The organism is Nonomuraea sp. NPDC049758, assembly GCF_040674635.1.
In the GTDB taxonomy this organism is placed as follows: Bacteria; Actinomycetota; Actinomycetes; order Streptosporangiales; family Streptosporangiaceae; genus Nonomuraea.
On the sequence record NZ_JBFAMZ010000003.1, the window covers coordinates 301,616 to 320,429 of the forward strand.

At 72.9% G+C, this 18,814-nt stretch carries 13 protein-coding genes and 1 pseudogene; 8 read left to right on the top strand and 6 right to left on the bottom strand.

The genetic code is table 11. The features are described 5' to 3' along the window. Positions 1-14: 14 nt before the first annotated feature. On the bottom strand, positions 15-803 hold the full coding sequence (locus tag AB0J46_RS09490) for an inositol monophosphatase family protein (RefSeq protein WP_358284610.1): 789 nt from the start codon (positions 801-803) through the stop codon (positions 15-17). Then, positions 803-2,779 carry a prolyl oligopeptidase family serine peptidase gene (locus AB0J46_RS09495; protein WP_364328686.1) on the bottom strand — a complete coding sequence of 659 codons (1,977 nt, stop codon included), beginning with the start codon at positions 2,777-2,779 and terminating at the stop codon, positions 803-805. The genes AB0J46_RS09490 and AB0J46_RS09495 overlap by 1 nt, the downstream gene beginning before the upstream one ends. Before the next feature lie 107 nt (positions 2,780-2,886). Between AB0J46_RS09495 and AB0J46_RS09500 the strand changes: the two genes are divergently transcribed. Continuing rightward, positions 2,887-3,846 carry a ferrochelatase gene (locus AB0J46_RS09500; protein WP_364328689.1) on the top strand — a complete coding sequence of 320 codons (960 nt, stop codon included), beginning with the start codon at positions 2,887-2,889 and terminating at the stop codon, positions 3,844-3,846. On the opposite strand, the gene AB0J46_RS09505 is transcribed toward AB0J46_RS09500, so the two are convergent. Further along, the gene (locus tag AB0J46_RS09505) at positions 3,837-5,024 is read right to left on the bottom strand and encodes a lytic transglycosylase domain-containing protein (RefSeq protein ID WP_364328692.1); all 1,188 of its coding nucleotides are present in this window, start codon (positions 5,022-5,024) and stop codon (positions 3,837-3,839) included. The genes AB0J46_RS09500 and AB0J46_RS09505 overlap by 10 nt on opposite strands. 92 nt (positions 5,025-5,116) lie before the next feature. Between AB0J46_RS09505 and AB0J46_RS09510 the strand changes: the two genes are divergently transcribed. Genes AB0J46_RS09510 through AB0J46_RS09520 form a run of 3 tightly spaced genes read left to right on the top strand, consistent with a single transcriptional unit; the run spans position 5,117 to position 8,419 of the window. Continuing rightward, the gene (locus AB0J46_RS09510; protein ID WP_364328695.1) at positions 5,117-6,319 is read left to right on the top strand and encodes an MFS transporter; all 1,203 of its coding nucleotides are present in this window, start codon (positions 5,117-5,119) and stop codon (positions 6,317-6,319) included. 55 nt (positions 6,320-6,374) lie between these two features. Next, positions 6,375-7,097, top strand: a complete 723-nt coding sequence (locus AB0J46_RS09515; protein WP_364328698.1) for a polysaccharide deacetylase family protein — start codon at positions 6,375-6,377, stop codon at positions 7,095-7,097. A gap of 44 nt (positions 7,098-7,141) precedes the next feature. Then, positions 7,142-8,419, top strand: coding sequence for a D-arabinono-1,4-lactone oxidase (locus AB0J46_RS09520; RefSeq protein ID WP_364328701.1), 1,278 nt, complete (start codon positions 7,142-7,144; stop codon positions 8,417-8,419). Here AB0J46_RS09520 and AB0J46_RS09525 read toward each other — a convergent pair. Continuing rightward, on the bottom strand, positions 8,416-9,291 hold the full coding sequence (locus AB0J46_RS09525; protein ID WP_364328704.1) for a hypothetical protein: 876 nt from the start codon (positions 9,289-9,291) through the stop codon (positions 8,416-8,418). The genes AB0J46_RS09520 and AB0J46_RS09525 overlap by 4 nt on opposite strands. 113 nt (positions 9,292-9,404) lie before the next feature. On the opposite strand from AB0J46_RS09525, the gene AB0J46_RS09530 reads away from it, so the two are divergent. Further along, on the top strand, positions 9,405-10,367 hold the full coding sequence (locus tag AB0J46_RS09530; protein WP_364328707.1) for a S8 family serine peptidase: 963 nt from the start codon (positions 9,405-9,407) through the stop codon (positions 10,365-10,367). 161 nt (positions 10,368-10,528) lie between these two features. Beyond that, positions 10,529-11,158, top strand: a pseudogene (sepH, locus tag AB0J46_RS09535) (septation protein SepH); the annotation flags it as partial. 2,353 nt (positions 11,159-13,511) lie between these two features. Here the strand turns inward: sepH and AB0J46_RS09540 are convergent. Together AB0J46_RS09540 and AB0J46_RS09545 are read right to left on the bottom strand one after the other, a co-directional pair. Further along, positions 13,512-15,011: a PH domain-containing protein gene (locus AB0J46_RS09540; RefSeq protein ID WP_364328710.1), complete on the bottom strand. Its 1,500-nt coding sequence runs from the start codon at positions 15,009-15,011 to the stop codon at positions 13,512-13,514. Positions 15,012-15,040: 29 nt separating this feature from the next. Continuing rightward, a complete protein-coding gene (locus AB0J46_RS09545) occupies positions 15,041-15,562 on the bottom strand; it encodes a PH domain-containing protein (RefSeq protein ID WP_364328713.1) in 522 nt (173 codons plus the stop codon). A 1,081-nt stretch (positions 15,563-16,643) separates the two neighbouring features. On the opposite strand from AB0J46_RS09545, the gene AB0J46_RS09550 reads away from it, so the two are divergent. Both AB0J46_RS09550 and AB0J46_RS09555 read left to right on the top strand, forming a co-directional pair. Further along, positions 16,644-17,213: a YbhB/YbcL family Raf kinase inhibitor-like protein gene (locus AB0J46_RS09550; RefSeq protein ID WP_364328716.1), complete on the top strand. Its 570-nt coding sequence runs from the start codon at positions 16,644-16,646 to the stop codon at positions 17,211-17,213. 199 nt (positions 17,214-17,412) lie between these two features. Continuing rightward, positions 17,413-18,813, top strand: a complete 1,401-nt coding sequence (locus AB0J46_RS09555; protein WP_364328719.1) for a hypothetical protein — start codon at positions 17,413-17,415, stop codon at positions 18,811-18,813. The last annotated feature ends 1 nt before the right edge of the window (position 18,814 follow it).

Consider the following 18,814-nt stretch of genomic DNA (forward strand, 5'->3'; position numbering starts at 1 on the left):
TGCCCGCGGCCCGGTCAGGAGTCGCGTTCGGGGTCCAGCGGCACGAGCAGGTCGTGCAGCTCCTCGAACAGGCCGGGAGCCGCGCACAGCGCGAACTCCGGGCCGACCGGCCGGCCGTGCAGGCCGCCGAGCCGGGCGCCCGCCTCGGTCGCCACCAGCCCGGCCGCGGCGTGGTCCCACGCGTTGGTGCCGCGCTCGTAGTACGCGTCCACCCGGCCCGCCGCCACCGAGCACAGGTCGATGGCGCACGAGCCGCCGCGCCGGATGTCGCGCACCCGCGGCAGCACCGCCGCCACGACTCGTCCCTGCACCTCGCGGCGCGGCGCCGAGTAGCCGAACCCGGTCGCGACCAGCGCCCGGGCCAGCGGCACCCCGCTGTTGCAGCGCAGCCGCGCGCCGCCCAGCCAGGCTCCCTCGCCGAGCGCGGCGGTGAACACCTCGCCCCGCGCCGGCACGTTGACGACCCCCGCCACGACCCGCCCGGCGACCTCGACGGCGATGGACACCGCCCAGTCGGGCAGGCCGTACAGGAAGTTGACGGTGCCGTCGACGGGATCGACGATCCACCGCACGTCGGACGCGCCCGGCGCCTCGCCGCCCTCCTCGCCCAGGAACCGGTCGTCCGGACGGACCGCCAGGACGCGCTCGCGGATCAGCTCCTCCGACGCCTTGTCCAGGATGGTGACGACGTCCGTAGGGCTGGACTTGGTCTCGACGTCCTCCGACATCGTGGGCCGCTTGGCCAGGAGCATGTCCCCGGCCTCGCGGGCGACGTCCTCGGCCAGCCGCAGGAAGTCGGTCATCAGGCCACCGAGTCCGGGCGCTTCCACTCCTCGCCGAGCACGTGCTGGGCGAGGAAGGCGAGCACGGTCTCGTACCAGGCGACGATGTTGCCCGGCTTGAGGATCCAGTGGTTCTCGTCGGGGAAGTACAGGAACTTCGACTCGACGTCGGTGCGCTGCAGGTCCCACCACAGGCGCAGGGACTCGCCGATCGGCACCCGGTAGTCCTTGTCGCCGTGGATGACGAGCATCGGGGTGGTGATCTTGCCGAGCCCCAGGTGCGGGGAGAGCTGGTCGTAGCGCTCCGAGCCGGGCTCGCCGAACTCGCGCTGCCAGTACAGCGAGGAGTCGGTGGTGCCGGCGAACTGGTCGAGGTTCCACAACGCGGCGTGGGTGACGATGGCCTGGTAGCGGTCGGTGTGCCCGGCCAGCCAGTTGGCCATGTAGCCGCCGAACGAGCCGCCCATCGCCGCCACGCGCTCGTCGTCGATGTCGTCCCTGGCCAGGGCGACGTCCACGATGGCGTCGAGGTCGGCCTGGGTGCGCGGGCCCCAGGCGCCCCAGCCGCGGTCGATCATCTCCTGGCCGTAGCCGGTGGACAGGCAGGGATCGGGCATGAGGACGGCATACCCGCGCTGCGCCATGATCCACGACTGCCAGCGCCACTGCCAGTCGTTCCAGGACGCGACCGGGCCGCCGTGGATCCACAGCAGGAACGGCGCCGGGTTGTCGGCCGAGGCGCCCTCGGGCAGCACGAGCCAGCCGCGCACGGTCGCGCCGTCGTCGGCGGTGGCCGAGATCTCGGTCAGCGTGCCCGGCACCTCGGGGCGCGGGGCCGGCGAGGGCAGGTCGGCGATCTCGCCGGTGGCCGCGTCGATCCTGGCGGGCGCGGGGGCCAGGGCGATGTTGCTGCGCAGGGCGTAGACGTACGCGCCGTCGGCGCTGGCGTTGACCCCGAGGTAGGCGGCGTCGTCGCCGGTGAGCCTGGTGTGCTCGCCGTCCAGCGGGACGCGGAAGACCGGGCGGCGGCCCTGGTGGTCGGCGACGAGGTAGAGGGCCGCGGAGTCGGGGGCCCAGGCGAGGTCCATCGGGAACAGGTCGGGGGCGTGGGCTCGGCCCTCGCCGGTGGCCAGGTCGGCGATCCACAGCTCCACGCGGACGGAGACGTCCGTGCTCGTGATGCGCTCGCGCGCGCAGGCCACCCGCGTGCCGTCGGGCGAGACGGCGATCGGGCCGCCGAAGTCGTGCGCCTCGTCGGTGAGCAGGGTGCGCCGCTCGCCGGTGGCCACGTCGATGGCGACCAGGTCCGTACGGCTGTCGCCGCCGGACAGGTACCTGCGCCAGGTGACGATCACGGTGGAGCCGTCGGGGGTGAGCTCGAAGGCGGCCTCGCGCAGCGCCTCGCCCGCGTCGGGGGTCAGCTCGCGCACGTCCTCCAGGCGGTCGGCGCCGAGCCGGCCGGTGAACAGCCGGGTGCGGGCCGGGCCGAGGTCGTGGTCCCAGTAGCGGACCGGGTAGCCCTCGTGCAGGATCGCGCTGGTCCCGGCGTCCTTGCGGGCCTTGCGCCGCTCCTCCTCGGTCGACTCGTCGCCGTCGAGCACGTCGGAGGCGAACACCACCACGTCGCCCGCCGTGCGCGCGGCGCCGATGCCGCCGGGGCGGGTGGCGATCTGGCGGGCCTCGCCGCCGGCGCGCGGCAGCAGCCACAGTGCGGGCACCTCGTCGGTCGCGTCCTTGACGGTGGTGTCGGGGCGCGCGGAGGTGAACAGCACGTCCCCGGCGTCGGTGAAGACGGCGGCCGTCTCCCCCTTGGCGGAACGGGTCAGACGGTACGGCTCGCCGTCCAGGGGGATCGCCCAGAGCGCGGTGCCGTACGACTTGCCGTCGGGATTGAGGGCCTGCACGGCCGAGATCAGACGGGAGCCGTCAGGCGAGAGCTTCAGGGAGAGGACCCGGGGAATGGCCACATAGTCACGAATGTCATCGAATGCGCTCACTCGATCGAACCTACCTGGTCACCGGCGCTCCGCGGGCGACGCCGCGCTCCGCGCCTCCTCCCCCTCCCTCGGGCCGGACCGCCCGCTCTCCTGACTAGGCTTGACACGTGGCTGATTACGACGCTCTGCTCGTCCTGTCGTTCGGCGGCCCCGAGGGTCCCGACGACGTGCTGCCGTTCCTGGAGAACGTCGTGCGGGGGCGCGGCGTGCCGCGCGAGCGGCTGCTCGCGGTGGCCGAGCACTACCAGGGCTTCGGCGGCGTCAGCCCGATCAACCAGCAGAACCGCGAGCTGGTCGAGGCGCTGGGCCCGGTCGCCGGCGTGCCGGTCTACTGGGGCAACCGCAACTGGCACCCCTTCGGCGAGGACACCGTGCGGCAGATGGCGGCCGACGGCGTGCGCCGGGCCGCCGTCTTCGCCACCTCGGCGTTCGCCGGATACTCGAGCTGCCGCCAGTACTACGAGGACATCGCCAGGATCTCCGTCGAGGGCGGCCCCGAGCTGATCAAGATGCGGCACTTCGGCGACCATCCGGGGTTCGTCGCGGCGATGGCCGACCACACGCGCCAGGCGCTGGAGCGGCTGGGCCGCCAGGACGCCCGGCTGGTGTTCACCGCCCACAGCATCCCGGTGTCGATGGCCGAGACCGCCGGCCCCTCGGGCGGCCTGTACGAGTCCCAGCTCCGCCGCAGCGCAGAGCTGGTCAACCAGGCGCTGGGCCGCGACGAGCCGTGGGACCTGGTGTGGCAGTCGCGCAGCGGCCCTCCGCAGGTGCCGTGGCTGGAGCCCGACGTGTGCGACTTCCTGCGCAAGACGGACGCCGGCTCGGTCGTGCTGGTGCCGATCGGGTTCGTCTCCGACCACATGGAGGTCGTCTACGACCTCGACACCGAGGCCCGGCAGGTGGCCGCCGAGCTGGGCCTGCCGATGGAGCGCGCGGCGACGGCCGGCACCCATCCGGCGTTCGTGCGCATGGTCAGGGAGCTGATGGACGAGCCGGAGCCCGTCGCGTGCCCGCTCACCTGCTGCCCGCGTCCGGTCCGGCCCGGCGGGCGGCCTCAGGCGTAGGTGCGGGCGTACGCCTCGGCGATGCCCATGACCTTGTCCACGTAGTCCCACGAGTGGTTGTAGAACCAGATCGACTTGCGCAGCTTCGCGCCGCCCTTGCCCGCGCCGTTGGCGCACAGGTAGTTGGCGGCGCCGGGCACCGCGTCGTAGGGGCTCCAGATGTCGGCCTTGCCGTCGCCGTCGCCGTCCACGCCGTAGTGCTTCCAGGTGGCGGGCATGAACTGCATCGGCCCGAGGGCGCCCGCGCTGGAGGGGCCGTTGTTGCGGCCGTGGCTGCTCTCGACCTGGCCGATGGCCGCCAGCACCGTCCAGGACAGGCCGGGGCAGCGGGTGGCGGCGGCCTTGTAGAGGTCGAGGTAGCTGTTCGGGCGGCCGACGGTGACCGGCTGCTGTTGTTGTTGCTGCGGTTGCTGCTGCTGTTGCCGCTGGGTGCGGCTGGCCGCGTCGAGCACGACCACCTGCGCGCCCTTGCCGAGCAGCCGCCGCACGCCGGCCTCGGCGATCGTGCCCGGCTTGCCGTGCAGCAGCACCGCGACGCCCTTCGCGAAGCCGAGCGACCTGCCCACCTCCAGGCTGACCAGGCCGTCCACGCCGGAGAGCCCGAGCGTGGCCGAGGCCGCGACCCGGAGCCTCGGGCCGCCGTCCACCTGGTACATCGCGCCGAGGATCATGCCGTACCTGCGCGTCGTGCCGGCCTCGGCGACCAGCTCGCCCCTGGCCAGCGCGCTCCAGACGGCGGGCTGGTCGGCGACGGGCTGGGGCGTCCAGGAGCGGAAGTCGGCCGGGTCGACGGCCAGCAGGTTGAGCGACGTGCCGGCGACCTTGACCGCGCCGGCGTCCACGACGGCGGCCTTCTGCACGTGCTTGAGCGCGCCCAGAGCGAGCCTGGTCCGCCGGGAGACCGTGGCGGGCGCGATCGCCAGCACGCGCGGCGGCGTCACGGTGACGCCCGGACCGCCCTGGCCGAAATCCTTGACCGGCGCCGTCGTGGGTACGAGCTGGTCGAGGCGGGGAGCGGCCTCCGGAACCGCGCGGGTGATCGGCCTGCGCACCGGCTCCTGGGCCGTTCTGACCAGGTCATCGCCCATGAGCACGACGACTCCCCCGGCCACGGCGGTGACCACGAGCACGCCGAGGACCGTGAGGAGAACCGCACGGAGAGAGGGAAGACCGGACATCAGGCACACGTTAACCCACTCACCGGAAATATCACTTGCCATCCGGACAGACGGTGCGCCATCGTGGGGTCGCCAAGTAAGGGGGAAACAGCGTGGTCGGGCCTTACCGGGGGTTGTTCAACGGGCCCGGCGTCAAAGGATTCGTGCTGGCCGGGTTCGTCGGCCGGATGCCGATGTCCATGCTCGGCATCGGCGTCGTGCTGCTGATCTCCACCGTCACCGGGTCCTTCGCCACCGCCGGCGCGGTCGGCGCCACCACCAACGTGGCCTTCGCGATCGCGGCCCCGCTGTCGGGGCGGCTGGTGGACAGATTCGGCCAGAACCGGGTGATCGCCCCCTTCTCGGTGGTCAACGCGCTGGCGATGGTCGCGCTGATGCTCAGCGCCGCGCTCGGCCTGCCCGAGTGGACCCTGTACGTCTCCGGCCTGCTGATCGGCGCGTCCTCCCTGTCCATCGGATCGATGGTGCGGGCCCGCTGGTCCACGATCCACGGCGGCACCGGGACGCTGCACACCGCCTTCGCCTTCGAGTCCGTGGCCGACGAGGTCGTCTTCGTCACCGGGCCCGCGCTCGTCACCGTGCTGGCCACCGCGATCAACCCGTACGCGGGGCTGCTGGTCGCGCTGGTGTGCATGCTCGGCGGCTGCCTGGCGCTGGCGGCGCAGCGGCGTACGCAGCCGCCCGTGCAGCCGGTCAGGACGGCCGGCGGCACGCCCATCCTGATCCCCGGCATCGCCCTGCTGGCGTGCGTCTACCTCGGGCTCGGCGCGGTGTTCGGCTCGGTGGACCTGATCATGGTCGCCTTCGCCGAGGAGCACGGCGTCAAGGGCGCCTCGGGATTCCTGCTGGCGGCGTTCGCGGGCGGGTCGATGGTCTCGGGGCTGTGGTTCGGCTCACGGGAGTGGCGGATCTCGCTGCGCGCCCGGTTCATCCGCGCGCTGGGCGTGTTCGTGGTGGGCCTGCTGCCGATCCTGCTCGTGGACGACCCGTGGATCATGGCCGCCGTGGCGTTCGTGGCCGGTCTGGCCATCTCGCCGACGCTCATCACCGGGTTCTCGCTCACCGAGCGGCTGGTCCCGCCGTCCCTGCTCACCGAGGGCATGGCCTGGATCTCCACCTCGATCGGGTTCGGCGTGGCGATCGGCGCGTGGGCGGGCGGGCAGCTCACCGACGCCTTCGGCGCGTCCAGCGCGTTCGGCTTCGCCGTGTGTGCGGCGCTCCTGGCGGCGGTCGTGGGCGTCGGAGGTTCGGGTTTGCTGAGACTTCCGGAAGCGCCTTCACCTCTGAAGAGCTGATCCGCTACGGTCGGGAGTTATCCCTCGCAACACCCATCACACCGGAAGCTTTGCTATGTCCCGACAAATCACTTCACTTCTAGCTATCGCGGCAGTCTGCGTCACCCTGGCTCCCGCGCCCGCGTTCGCCCAGACGCCGAAGAAGGCCGAGGTCGATTGCGAGCAGGTCAAGTGCATCGCGCTGACCTTCGACGACGGGCCCGGCCAGTACGCGGGCACCCTGCTGGACACCCTCAAGAAGTACGGCGCCAAGGCGACGTTCTTCCTGGAGGGCCAGTACGTGAACAGCCGCCCGGCCTTCGTCAAGCGCATGGTCGCCGAAGGCCACGAGGTGGGCAACCACAGCTACAAGCACCCCGATTTCACCAAGATCGACGCCGGGGTCATCAGGAGCGAGATCAAGAAGACCCAGGACGCGGTCAAGAAGGCGGCGGGCGTCGAGCCCAAGCTGCTGCGCCCGCCGTACGGGCTGGCCGACATCCAGGTGTCGGACGTCGCGACCGAGTTCGGCATGCCCATGATCCTGTGGACGGCCGGCTCGCACGACTGGGACACCAGGAACGTCGAGGCCATCAAGAAGAAGACCCTTGAGGTGGCCGAGCGCGACGGCATCATCCTCATGCACGACTGGGTCAAGCAGACCGTGGACGCCATGCCCTCGATCGTCAAGTCGCTGCAGGCCAAGGGCTACCAGCTGGTCACGGTCTCCGACGTGATCAAGCAGCAGAACCTGCAGCCCGGTCAGATTTTCCCGGTTCCCGAAGGCTGGGAGAAGTGAGTATCGTTCACGTTTAATCGGAACGACGCTCGGAGGGGCGCCTCATGGTCTTCACTAACTGGGCCGGGAATCAGACGGGCGCCCCTGCCGAGGTGCGCACCCCCGCGAGCGTGGCGGACGTCGTCCAGGCCGTGGGGGACGCCTCGGCCGCCGGGCGCCGCCTGCGCATGGTCGGCACGGGCCACTCCTTCACCGGGGTGGCCCTCACCGACGGGATCATGCTCCGCCCCGAGGGGCTGAGCGGCATCAGGTCCGCCGGCGAGGACCGCGTCACGGTGCTGGCCGGCACGCCGCTCAAGGTGCTGAACGAGCTGCTCGACCAGCGCGGGCTGGCCCTGGCCAACATGGGCGACATCACCGAGCAGACCGTCGCCGGCGCGATCCAGACCGGCACCCACGGCACCGGCCGCGACAGCGGCGGCCTGGCCGACCAGGTCACCGAGCTGGAGCTGGTGCTCGCCGACGGCTCGGTCGCCACGGCCGTGCCCGGCGAGGACCTGTTCGACGCGGCCCGGGTCGGCCTCGGGGCGCTGGGCGTGCTGACGGCCGTGACGTTCCGGGTGGAGCCGGCGTTCCTGCTGCGCAACCGCCGACGCAGGATGACGCTCACCGACATCCTCGCCTCGCTCGACTCGCTGACCTCGGCCAACGAGCACCTCGACTTCTTCTGGCTGCCGCACACCGATGCCTGCCTGGTCAAGACCAACAACAGGGACGCGGGCCCGGCCAGGCCGCCGAGCCCGTTCAAGCACTGGCTGGACAACGTGTTCCTGGAGAACACCGTCTTCGGCGCCGCCTGCGCAGTCGGCGGGCGGCGTCCGGCGCTGATCCCGCGGATCAACGCGGTCAGCGCGGCGGCCCTCGGCGACTCGGAGGCGGTGGACACCTCGTACAAGGTGTTCACGGCCCGCCGGGACGTGCGGTTCCTGGAGATGGAGTACGCCGTGCCGCGCGAGCACCTGGCCCAGGCGCTGCGCGAGACCCGCGACCTGATCGACAGGATGGACTGGAAGATCACCTTCCCGGTCGAGGTCCGCGTCACGCCGCCCAGCGACGCCTGGCTGTCCACCGCGTACGGCCGCGACTCGGCCTACGTCGCCTGCCACATCTACCGGCCCACGCCCAACCCCGCCTACTTCGAGGGCGTGGAGGAGATCATGAACCGGCTGGACGGCCGGCCGCACTGGGGCAAGATGCACACCCGGGACGCCGCGTACCTGCGCAAGGTCTACCCCCGCTTCGACGACTTCGTCGCGCTGCGCGACCGGCTGGACCCGCGCCGGGTGTTCACCAACGACTACCTCGACGTGGTGCTCGGCTAGCGCTCCTCCTGCTGCACCGGCGGCTCGTCCGGCTGCGTCGTGGCCGGGGGCGCGCTGGACTGCTGCTCACCCGGGTCGGGACGCTCCTGCTCCTCCTCGCCGGGCCCGGGCGTCTCGGGGACGGGCTCGACCGTGTCCGTGGGCGTGGGCGTCGGCGTGCCGCTCGGACTCGGCTCGCCGGTCCCGGACGGCGGCGGAGTGCGCGGCGTGTCCGTGGGCGTCGGGGTGGGGGTCGGGGTCGGGGACTGCGTCGGACCGATCGGCCGGTCGTCGCGGTCCTGGCGGTCGTGCCCCTGATCCTTGACGGGGGCGCGCTGCTGCTCCTTCACCGGCGTCTGCCCGCCGGTGACCCGCTCGTGCAGCGTCCGGTGGTCGAGGGCCTGGAAGGCGAGGATGCCGCCCATGCTGACCGCGAACACCAGCGCGGCCGCGACCGCCATCTTCAGCCACGGCAGCCCGCCGCGCCCGGCGGGCTCGACGACCGGCATGACCAGCGTGTCATGCCCCTGGCCGCCGCCTCCCCGGACGGCGTGCGCGGCGGTCTGTTCCCCTGCGGCCCTGGTGGCGTGCGCGGCGGTCTCCTCGCCCGCAGCCGGGGTGGCGTTCGCGGCGGCGGCGAGCAGGCCCTGCCCCTCCTCCTGCTCCTCGCGCCACGCGGACAGCGTGTGCTGCTTGACCCGGTCGCCGGTGCGCTTGAGATAGTGCGTATAGACGGCACTGGCCACCGTGCTCGCGATGCTGACCACGGCGGCGCCGATCACGGTGCCCGCCACCCCGAGGTAGGAGGCGGCCACCGCGGCAGTGACGGCGGCGAGGGCGCTCCCGAGGATCTGTGGCACGCTCAGCTCGAACTTCCGCTGCTCGCCGGTCATCCCCCGGATCAGTCCCCTCTGGTCATGCGTACGGTAAAGAGCTTCCTCGTGAATAGACGCGAGCGCGTGTCCCGTTGTTCCTGTGACCTGCGTGACAGGCATCCTCGTAACTCGTGCCCCGACGATTCGGCCTACCCTCCGTCTACCTCGCCGCGGCCGTGGCGACGGCCGCGACGACCGCTGTCCCTCTCGCCATGACGCCCGCCTCCGGACTCGCCCTGCGCCCCTCGGCCTCCGAGCCCACCCGGCCCTACATCGTCACGGCCCGCAGCCGCGCGGACGCCCGGGACCTCGTCGCGGAGGTGAGATGGCGGGTACGGCGTTACTACACCGAGGCCCTGCCGGGTTTCGCCACTTTCCTCACCGTCGGGGAGCTGGCCGAGCTCAGATCCGATCCCCGGGTGCTGGCCGTCGAGCCCGACCGCGAGATCCACGCCATGCCCGGCGACGCGCCCGCCCCCGCCCCTGCCTCCGACACGGACGCCGACTCGGGCGCGGGCGCGGGCACGACCGTGTTCGTCGTGGACACCGGCGTCGACGTCACCCGGGCCGAGTTCGGCGACCGGGCCTGGCGCGCCTTCGACGCCACCGGCGGCACCGGGCGCGACTGCGGCGGGCACGGCACGCGCGTGGCCAGGGCCGTCGCCTCGCGGGCGCCGGAGGCCAGGATCGCCTCGGTGCGGGTGCTCGGCTGCGCGGGGTCGGGCTCGCTGGCCGACGTGCTGGCCGGGCTCGACTGGATCCGGCGGCACGCGCGCGGTCCGTCCGTCGTCACGCTCGCCGCCGACGGGGCCGACTCGCCCGCGCTCGGCGCCGCCGTACGGTCGCTGGTGCGCTCGGGGGTGTTCGTCGTGGGCGCGGCCGACTCGGGCTGGTGCCAGGTTTCCTCCGGCGGGCAGGCGTTCTCGGCGGGCGCCCCGTATCTCGCCGCCGACGCGGCGCGTCTTCTCGAACGCCGTCCCGACGCCGCCCCCTCCCTTGTCGCGAGTTCGCTGAAGTGCACAACAGCACGCGCCGCGATTCGCCAGAATCCGTCGAGGAGCTCTAACCTCCTCATGCACAGCGGCGGGCACTAGAGGAAATGGAATCCACAAATGTGACCGGCGTCACATCGCCCCCGGGGCTTCCCAGGAAGGCGATGTTCGGACATGCCGGGTACGGTGCTGGCAGGCAACCGGCACACGCGAGAGACTCAAGGGTCCGGGGGAAGAATGGCGACGCTGACGAAGGGACTCGCATGCAGGAGCTCCGACTCGTCGCGGTGAGTGAGGACGGCACCTATCTCGTGCTGGCTACTGCCGGGCGAGGCACGCGCTTCACCCTTCCCGTGGACGACCGGCTCCGTGCTGCCGTCCGCGGCAACTTCTCCCGTCTCGGCCAGTACGAGATCGAAGTGGAGAGCCCGTTGCGCCCCAAGGAGATCCAGGCACGCATCCGCGCCGGAGAGACAGCGGAAGAGATCGCCGCGACCGCCGGGATCCCGGTCGAACGAGTCCGCTGGTTCGAGGGCCCGGTGCTGCAGGAGCGGGAGTACGTCGCCCAGCAGGCGCAGCGCGTCGCCGTCCGCATGCCCGGGGAGACCGCGCCCGGTCCCACCCTCGGCGAGCTGGTGGCCGAGCGGCTGACCAGGCGCGGCGTGCCCACCGACGAGATCGACTGGGATTCGGCCAAGCGCGACGACGGCCTGTGGCGGGTCAAGCTCGGCTACGTCTGGAACGGTCACACGCGCCACGCCGAATGGCTCTTCGACCCGCGCAAGCGCCACGTCTCCCCGCACGACGACGAGGCCATGCGCCTGTCGTCGGCCGACTTCGATCCCGAGCCCGCCGTGGTGGAGGACACCACGGTCACGCCGTTCGCGCCGCGGGTGGCCAAGCTGCAGCCGGTGCCACCGCTCGCCTCCGATCCGCTGCCGTTCCCCTCGGTCGTGCGCCGCGAGCCGGAGGAGCCGGCCGTCGGCTACACCCCGCCGCCCAGGCCCGCCGACACCGGCGGCTACGGCCGCGGCCCCGACCTGCCAGGGCGTGACCTCGCGGGACGCGACGTCTCTGGGCGTGACATGTCTGGGCGTGATGTTCCTGGGCGTGACGTGCCGTTCGACCGGCCGTCCCCGGGGCGGGAGAGCGCGTCGGACGGCTCGTCGTCCCTGCCCGAGACCACCCGCGCCCCCTTCCGGGGTGAGGGCTTCCACCCGGACCCGTCCCGTGCCGAGGGGCAGCGCGGGGAGCGTGGGGAGCGCGCTGAGGGCCAGCGCGGGGAGACCGCGGGCCGCGAGACCGGCTTCGGCCGCTCTCCGGACGCGTCCTCCCGCCGCGGCGGCACGTCACCGTGGCTGCCCGACTTCGGCTCCGGCCGCTCGGGCGAACGCGACGAATCCATCTACGCGCCCGCCACCCCGCCGCCCTCCCGCCCGCTCACCCCGCACCCGTCACCCACCGAACCCACGACCTCCACCCAGCCACCCGCCGCCCCGGACTTCCGCCCGCAGCCACCTGCCACCCCGGACCTCCGTCCGCAGCCGCCTGCTGCCTCGGACTTCGGTACGCAGCCGCCTGCGACCCCGGCATCTGGCGCACAGCCACCGGCCGGCCCGTCGCTGGATGGGGAACCGTCGGTCAGTCCGTCGCCGGGTGCGCAGTCGCCTGCCGTTCCGGAGGCCGGCGTCCAGTCGCCTGCCGCTCCGGAGGCCGGCGTCCAGTCGCCTGCCGCTCCGGAGGCCGGCGCTCAGTCGCCTGCCGCTTCGGAGGCTCTTGGTCGGCAGGCGGCGGTGTCCGCTCCCGAGGTCGCCGCCACGTCGGCGGCTCCTGAGGTCCTGCCGACGTCGGCCGGTCCTGAAGGGCCTGTGACGCCGCCGTCCTCGCCGACGGCCGCCGGGGAGGGCACGGCCCAGCCCGACGCTTCCGTCCCGGTCCCGGCCCAGCCCGCCACCTCGATGCCCGCCGCCGCGGCGCCCGTCCAGCCGGAGCCCTCCGCCACGGCCGACGTGCAGCAGGAGACCGCGGCCACCACGGAGGCCCAGCCGACTGGCTCGGCCGTGGATGCTCAGCTCTCCACGACGCCGGAGGCCGACACCGCGTCCGTCTCCGCCACGCCCGAGACCGACACCACCGGTTCTCCCGCGCCCGAAGACGCCGCCACCACCTCCGACACCGGCAGTGCCCAGGCCACCACGCCCTCGTCGGACGCCTCGACGGCCGGTGCGACGGACGCCCCGGACGCCGCTGCGGAGGCTTCCTCCGCCGCCGCACCCACCGAAGCGCCCACGGTGGCCACCGCCGACTCCACGCCCGCCACCACCGAGGCGACCGCCTCGGACGTGACGTCAAGCGCGCCGACCGCCGCGGAGCCCACGCCCAAGACGCCCGAATCCACCGAGCCGGAGGACGCGACGACCGCAACCTCCGAGCCGGAGGACGCGGCAACCGCACCGCAGGCGCAGGCCACCACACCACAGCCGACCACCGACAGCGCACCGGCAACCCCCGCAACCGCCGAGGACGCCCCGGAGCCCACCACGAGCGCCGAGGCAGACGCCACAACCGAGGCCGAGCCGGCCCCGACCGAGACGGCGACGCCCGACGCACCCGCCGCCGAGACGTCTGCCACCCAGGACGCACCGGCCGACGAGCCCTCAGCCGCCACCTCGCAGGACGTGCGGGCCGACGAGACCGACCAAGAGTCCTCGGCCGCTCCGGAGCCGGCTGCCGCGAAGTCCCCGGACGCCGAGCAGCAGCGCCCGGCGACGGCACCGGAGCCCGCCGCCAAGGACGTGGCCACCGACGACATGGCCGCCGAGGACGTGGCCGTGCCGGAGACGTCCGTGCCGGAAGCGTCCGAGGAGGCGGCGTCCGAGGAGGCGGCGGAGAAGGTCGAGGTGGCCGAGAAGAAGGCGCCCGCGCCCAGGCCCAAGCCGGGCCCCGGCGCGCCCAAGGGCACCCCGCCGGTCCCGGCCGCGCGTCCCGGCAAGGACGACGCCAAGGGCCCAGGCAAGGACGACGTCCCGGTGCCCTCTCCGCCGCCCGCTCCGGCCGCGCGTCAGGCGCGCAAGAATTCGCGGGGCCGCCGAGCCTCCGTGCCGACGTGGGACGAGATCATGTTCGGCGCCCGCCGCCAGGACTGACCCGCAACCGATCAAGCGACCGCAGGCCGCGCCCACCTCGACAGGAGGGCGCGGCCTCGGTCGTTCAAGAAGGAAGTACCGCGGTGTTCGGCGGAGGCGTTCAGTCCCGTGGCGGGACGGTGTGGGGCCGCATGAACGGGGCCAGCCACTCCGGCGTCACCTCGGCGGGGAACGCCGCCCCCTGAGCCTCCGAGACGTCCAGCGCGTCGTAGCCGCCCTTGCCCGCTCCGACCCCCGCGATCAGCGTCAGCACCCCGGCCCGTCGCTGGAACCAGGTCTGGCGAAGCCGCCAGCCCACCACGGCCCGGCGTTCGATCACCGCCTCGGCGCGGCGCAACGAGCCCGACCGGACCACCAGCCGGGCGCCGTCGTAGCCGTGCCCCAGGGAGGCGTACCGGTCGAGGCCCAGGAACACCCCAGCGCCCGCCAGGAGCAACGCCAGGACCGTCAGGATCCACCAGAGCATCATTCCTGTGGCCCACGCCCCGGCGGCGCTCAGCGTGGCCAGGAGGAGCCACGGGAAGACCGCCCGGAACAGACGGCGGTTGCGGGCGACGGGCGGATGGGCGCGCAGGGTGGAGCGGAAGGGGCCCACGGCGTCGGCGGTGACGCCGACGGCGACCTGGCGCGGCACGTCGGGCAGCAGCTGCCCGCGCGTCTCGGAGTCGCCGAGCCCGGTCACGATCGCCCAGACGCGTACGACCCCGGCCAGGCGTTCGGCCAGACCGTCGACGATCTCGTAACCGCGTACCCGCCGGGACTCCAGCGACACGCTGCGCCGGTTGATCAGTCCGCGTTCGGCCACGAGGTAGCCGTCGCGGCGGGTGAGCCTGAAGTCCCAGTTGAAGACCGCGTACATCACGCCGCCGACGAACGGCATGGCGACGACCAGCAGCAGCGCCACGACGAGCAGCAGGTAGGGGTGCTCCCACAGCCACTCCCCCGCGCTCCAGGCGGCGTCCTGGCCGAAGCCCAGGTCGTCGCCCCATTGGAAGGCCAGCCCCACCGCGCCGCCGGCGAGCGCGAACGGCGTGAGCAGGTACGCCCCGGACAGCGGCCCGTACAGGAGCCACCGGCGCGGGACGGCGATGATCGGCCGGTTCACGGGCGCGGGGCCGGGCCCCGGGATGTGCTCGGCCTCCCTGACCTGGACGGCACGGCGCAGCAGCACCGCCTTGAGGCGTTCGGCCTCGCCCAGCGTGACGCCGTCGAGCGCGGCCTCCTCGTCGTCGCCGCTCGCGCCCGTGTCGACCTTGAGCACGGCCAGCCCGAGAATGCGGTGCATGGGCGGCGTGGACACGTCGACGCCGCGCACCCGTTCCAGCGGGATGGTCCGGATCGAGCGGCTGATGAGCGACCGCTTGGTCTCCAGGCGGTCGCCGACGATCTCGTACGTGAAGGTGACCCAGCGGATGACCGCGAACACGACGGTGCCGACGACGCCGAACGCCGCCCACGCATAGGACCTGGCCGAGAAGCCGCCCACGAACAGCACGCCGACCAGGGGCAGCAGCAGCGAGGGCAGCATGCGTACCGGGTCGATGAGCAGCACTTTGGGGCTCAGCCGCCTGGGCGCGGGGGGCGGAGGCGGGGGCGGCATGGTCGGAGGAGTCGGTGGCGGCGGCTGGGTCACGTGGCGTCGTCCCTGAGCTCTTCGGCGCGGTGGGCGAGCCGTTCGGCGAGCCCGGCCGCCACCTCGAAATCGAGGCCCTTGATCGTGGACGACCCCGCGTGCGAGGCGGTGCGGATCTCCAGCGTGGCCAGGCCGAGCAGCCGTTCCATCCACCCCTGGCCCTTGTCGACCGTCTGGATGCGGCTCACCGGCACGAACACCCACTCCCTGGTCAGGAACCCCGACCTGGCGTAGACGACGTCGCCCGACAACTCCCAGCGGTGGACGGCGTACCTGATGAACGGCTCCGCCGCCAGGAACGGCGTCAGCACGACCCCGACCACCAGCGGCAACAACCAGGAACGCGCGGCGAACCAGGACGGCACCCACGACCAGCCGCTGCCGCCCACCCACCCGGCCACCACGGCCGAACCGCCCACGAAGAGCACGAATGCGATCGCCGCCTGCAGCAACCACAGGCGGCGGGCCTTGGGCGAGACGCGGTGCGCGGGGTCACGCAGTGGGCCTTTTGACGTCACAAGAACCAGCTTAGGGCGCACACCCCGCAAGACGATCTGCCCCCGACCCCAAGATCTCTTCCAGTCCCCCAGCACGGCCACCCACGAAAGGCATCCCCGCAGCCAGCGCCGACCGGCCCTCGGGGCGCCGGAGCCCAAGGCCGGTGAACCGGCGAAAAACGGTACCGGTGGGCAGGCCCGAGCCAGGAAGCAGAAACCAAGGGGCCGAGGGGCCGCCCCCCGGGGGCCGGGGCCCGGGGGGCGCAGGTCCGGGGGGCTGGGGGCCATGGGGCAGCGCCGGGGGGCATACGGGGGCGCGAGGGGCTCCCTCTGCTTGGGGCTTGGGAGCGCAGGGCCCGCACCCGCTGAGAGCACGAGGGCACGAGGGCACAGACGACGCTCAGGCTGCTCGGAAGGTCATAGGCCAAGAGCCGAAGGGAGTCCGGCCCGGCCGAGGAGCGCCACTGCCTGCCACGACGGCATTGCGCAGCCCCCGCGTGCACCACCCGGCGGCAGGTAAAGATCGGACGGGCGGCGCGGCGTGTCGGACGGCCGGCCGGGGGCGGCGGGTGCATGCTCGGTGGCGGCCGGCCGCAGGCTGTCGAGCTGGGCCACGTCGGCGGCGCCACGTTCGTGCCATCCAGGCCCGGCGGCGCGTTACCGCACCACGCGCGAAACGCCCTCACGAAGCGTGGCAGCCGCCGTCCGCCCCGCAAGCCACAGCGACGCGGCAGCCACCCCGCCCGCAAACCAAAGGCAGCCGCCGCCCTTCCAAAAGGCGCAGAGATCTGGGCAGCCGCACCCCCGTGCGAAGCACATCTGCCTCGTCCGGCGCAGCTGAATTTTGCGTGCCGGGCGCCGTCCGAAACCATGCCCGTTTTGTCCTGTGAGCCCGCGCGCCGCGACCGCGCCGCCCGTCCCGGGGAACGGGCAGGCCAGGAAGGTCATCGGATCGCCACCCGTGGGCCACCGCCGACGGCGTCCCTGTGGCCAACTTCACCCCCAGGATCCCCGCATTCTGGCCTGTTTCGGCTCCTTTACCGACGACCGACCATCGGGAAACGGTCTGCGCACCGCCGAGAGCCGCGTAGCATCATCCGGCATGGGGCTGTGTAACACGGCATCACGTGTGAGGCGGGCCGCTGTCAGTGTGACAGTGGTGGCTTTCGCGCTCACCCTGTCAGGTTGCGCCGCCCTGGGCATCGGAAGATCCCAGGCCAAGGAGATCGCGGAGATCAACGTCTCGAGCCCCGAGTTGCGCGACGGCATGCCGCTGCCGAGCGAGTTCTCCTGCCGAGGCCGCCAGGGCAGCCCGCCGCTGCGCTGGTCCAGCGAACCCTTGCCGAAGGCGAAGTCGATCGCGATCGTGGTCGATTCCCATACTCCCTCCGAATCGGCCGTTCACTGGGTGCTCTACAACATCCCGGCGACCACGACCGAGCTGGGGCCGGGTGCCGCCGAGAGTCCCCCCGAGGGCTCCGGCCAGGCCACGGTGACCAGTGGGAAGGCGGGCTACGAACCGCCCTGCAACTCTCCGGGCAGCTACCGGTTCACCGTCTACACGCTGAACGACAAGGTCGAGGCGAAGGAGGGCGGCCTCCCCGAGATCTTGAAGGAGATCGCCGACCACACGATCGCCCGGGGCCGGCTGACGGCGGTGAACATCCAGTGACAGGTCGATCACCGCAGGTAGACCGGATGGACCAATTCTTTGCGTAGGGTGTGACAACTCTCATAGTGGTCCGACAGAATCAGATCCAATTGTTAGGCATTGGTGATCAAAGGGGGCAGATCGCGTCGATGGCCGCGCGATCTCACCGATGCCACAGGGAGGCCATGGCTTTGAGGGTGGTGCAATGATCGCGGTCGTCGTGAGCTTGGTCGCTGTCGTGCTCCTCGTGCTCGTCGTCGTGGCACTGGGCATGCGTTCCATGAACCGCCGGGAGAGCTCTCTCCCTCCGGAACGGCTGAAGGAGATGGCCGAGAAGGAGGAGATGACGCACGCCCGGTCCACCGACGAGTTCGCCGCGCACGAACCGCGCATGGCCAATTTCAGCCCTGACTTCTCCCCGATCGACGAGGTGAAGCCGAAGCCGGTGCGCACCGGCCAGCGTGGCAGGCGTGGCGTCGACGAGTGGGGCAACCCGACCACCGACCACGAGGACGAGGAGTTCTGGGCGAACATCCGCAGCGACGCCGAGGAGGGCGGTTTCGGCGCCGGCGGCACCGTGGCGGCCAGGAAGGGCGCCTCCCGTCCCGTCGAGCGTGAGCAGCCCGCCGAGCGCCGTGAGCGTCCCGCGAAGCCCAAGCCCGTGGCCGCCGCGGCCGACCCCAACGCCGCCACCGTCCAGGCCCCGCTGCCCCAGCGCCAGCCCGCCGCAGCCGCGGCCAACCTCGCCGACCTGGTGGAGCCCGCCAAGCGACCCACCCCCTCCGCCTCCGACATGGCCGACCAGCGCACGGTGACGTTCGCGGCGCCCACGCCCGACGTGCTCAGCCTCCTCGGCGGCGCCCAGCCGGTCGTGCCGGCCTCCCGCCCCGAGCCCCTGCCCGCGAGCGGCGCCCATCCGGCCGTCCCGGCAGCGGGCGGCTCGTTCCCCGCCAACCCGGCCGCCGGCGGCGGGTCCTACGCAGGCGTGACCTCCAGCGGGTCCTTCCCGGTCGCGCCTGTCGCGCCGATCCACGGCGCGCCGACCAGCGACCCGTTCCCCGCGTACAACAACGCCGCCAACAACGCGGCCGACGCTCTTGAGACCACCTGGACGGGCGCGCCCGCCGCGGCCACCTCCGGCTCCTGGCCCGCCGCCTCGCCCGACATCCTCGACGACCCCTCCCCCGCCTCCTACGGCGGCCCGGCGAGCTCCTGGCCCGCCTTCGTGGAGCAGCCCGCCGCCACCGCCTCGCCGGCCGCCGCGTTCCCGGCCTCGTACGAGGTGCGCGCCGGCTGGGCCGTGGCCGACGACTCCGGCTCGCCCATCACCGGCCCCTCTCCGGCCACCGGTACGCCGACCGTGCCCGCCCGCGCGGTCTCGGCCTACGACGACGTCCTGTCGGCTCCGCCGGTGCCGCCCGCGCCGTCCTCCATCGCGTACGAGACCGGCGACTTCACCGCCGCCGGCCCCGGCCCTGCCTGGCCCGAGCCGCCGTCCGGCACGGCCGACTGGCCGACGTACGGCGGGCAGTCGCAGGGCGCGGCCGCTCCGGGCCAGTCCGACAAAGGCGGCGGCCGTCGCCGGGCTCCCGAGCAGGACTACAACGACTACTACCGGTGAT

Bases quoted from the DNA above. Each gene is read 5' to 3' on its own strand.
- AB0J46_RS09490 (WP_358284610.1), bottom strand. From the start codon at position 803: ATGACCGACTTCCTGCGGCTGGCCGAGGACGTCGCCCGCGAGGCCGGG.
- AB0J46_RS09505 (WP_364328692.1), bottom strand. From the start codon at position 5,024: ATGTCCGGTCTTCCCTCTCTCCGTGCGGTTCTCCTCACGGTCCTCGGC.
- AB0J46_RS09515 (WP_364328698.1), top strand. From the start codon at position 6,375: ATGTCCCGACAAATCACTTCACTTCTAGCTATCGCGGCAGTCTGCGTC.
- AB0J46_RS09520 (WP_364328701.1), top strand. From the start codon at position 7,142: ATGGTCTTCACTAACTGGGCCGGGAATCAGACGGGCGCCCCTGCCGAG.
- AB0J46_RS09525 (WP_364328704.1), bottom strand. From the start codon at position 9,291: ATGACCGGCGAGCAGCGGAAGTTCGAGCTGAGCGTGCCACAGATCCTC.
- AB0J46_RS09540 (WP_364328710.1), bottom strand. From the start codon at position 15,011: ATGCCGCCCCCGCCTCCGCCCCCCGCGCCCAGGCGGCTGAGCCCCAAA.
- AB0J46_RS09550 (WP_364328716.1), top strand. From the start codon at position 16,644: ATGGGGCTGTGTAACACGGCATCACGTGTGAGGCGGGCCGCTGTCAGT.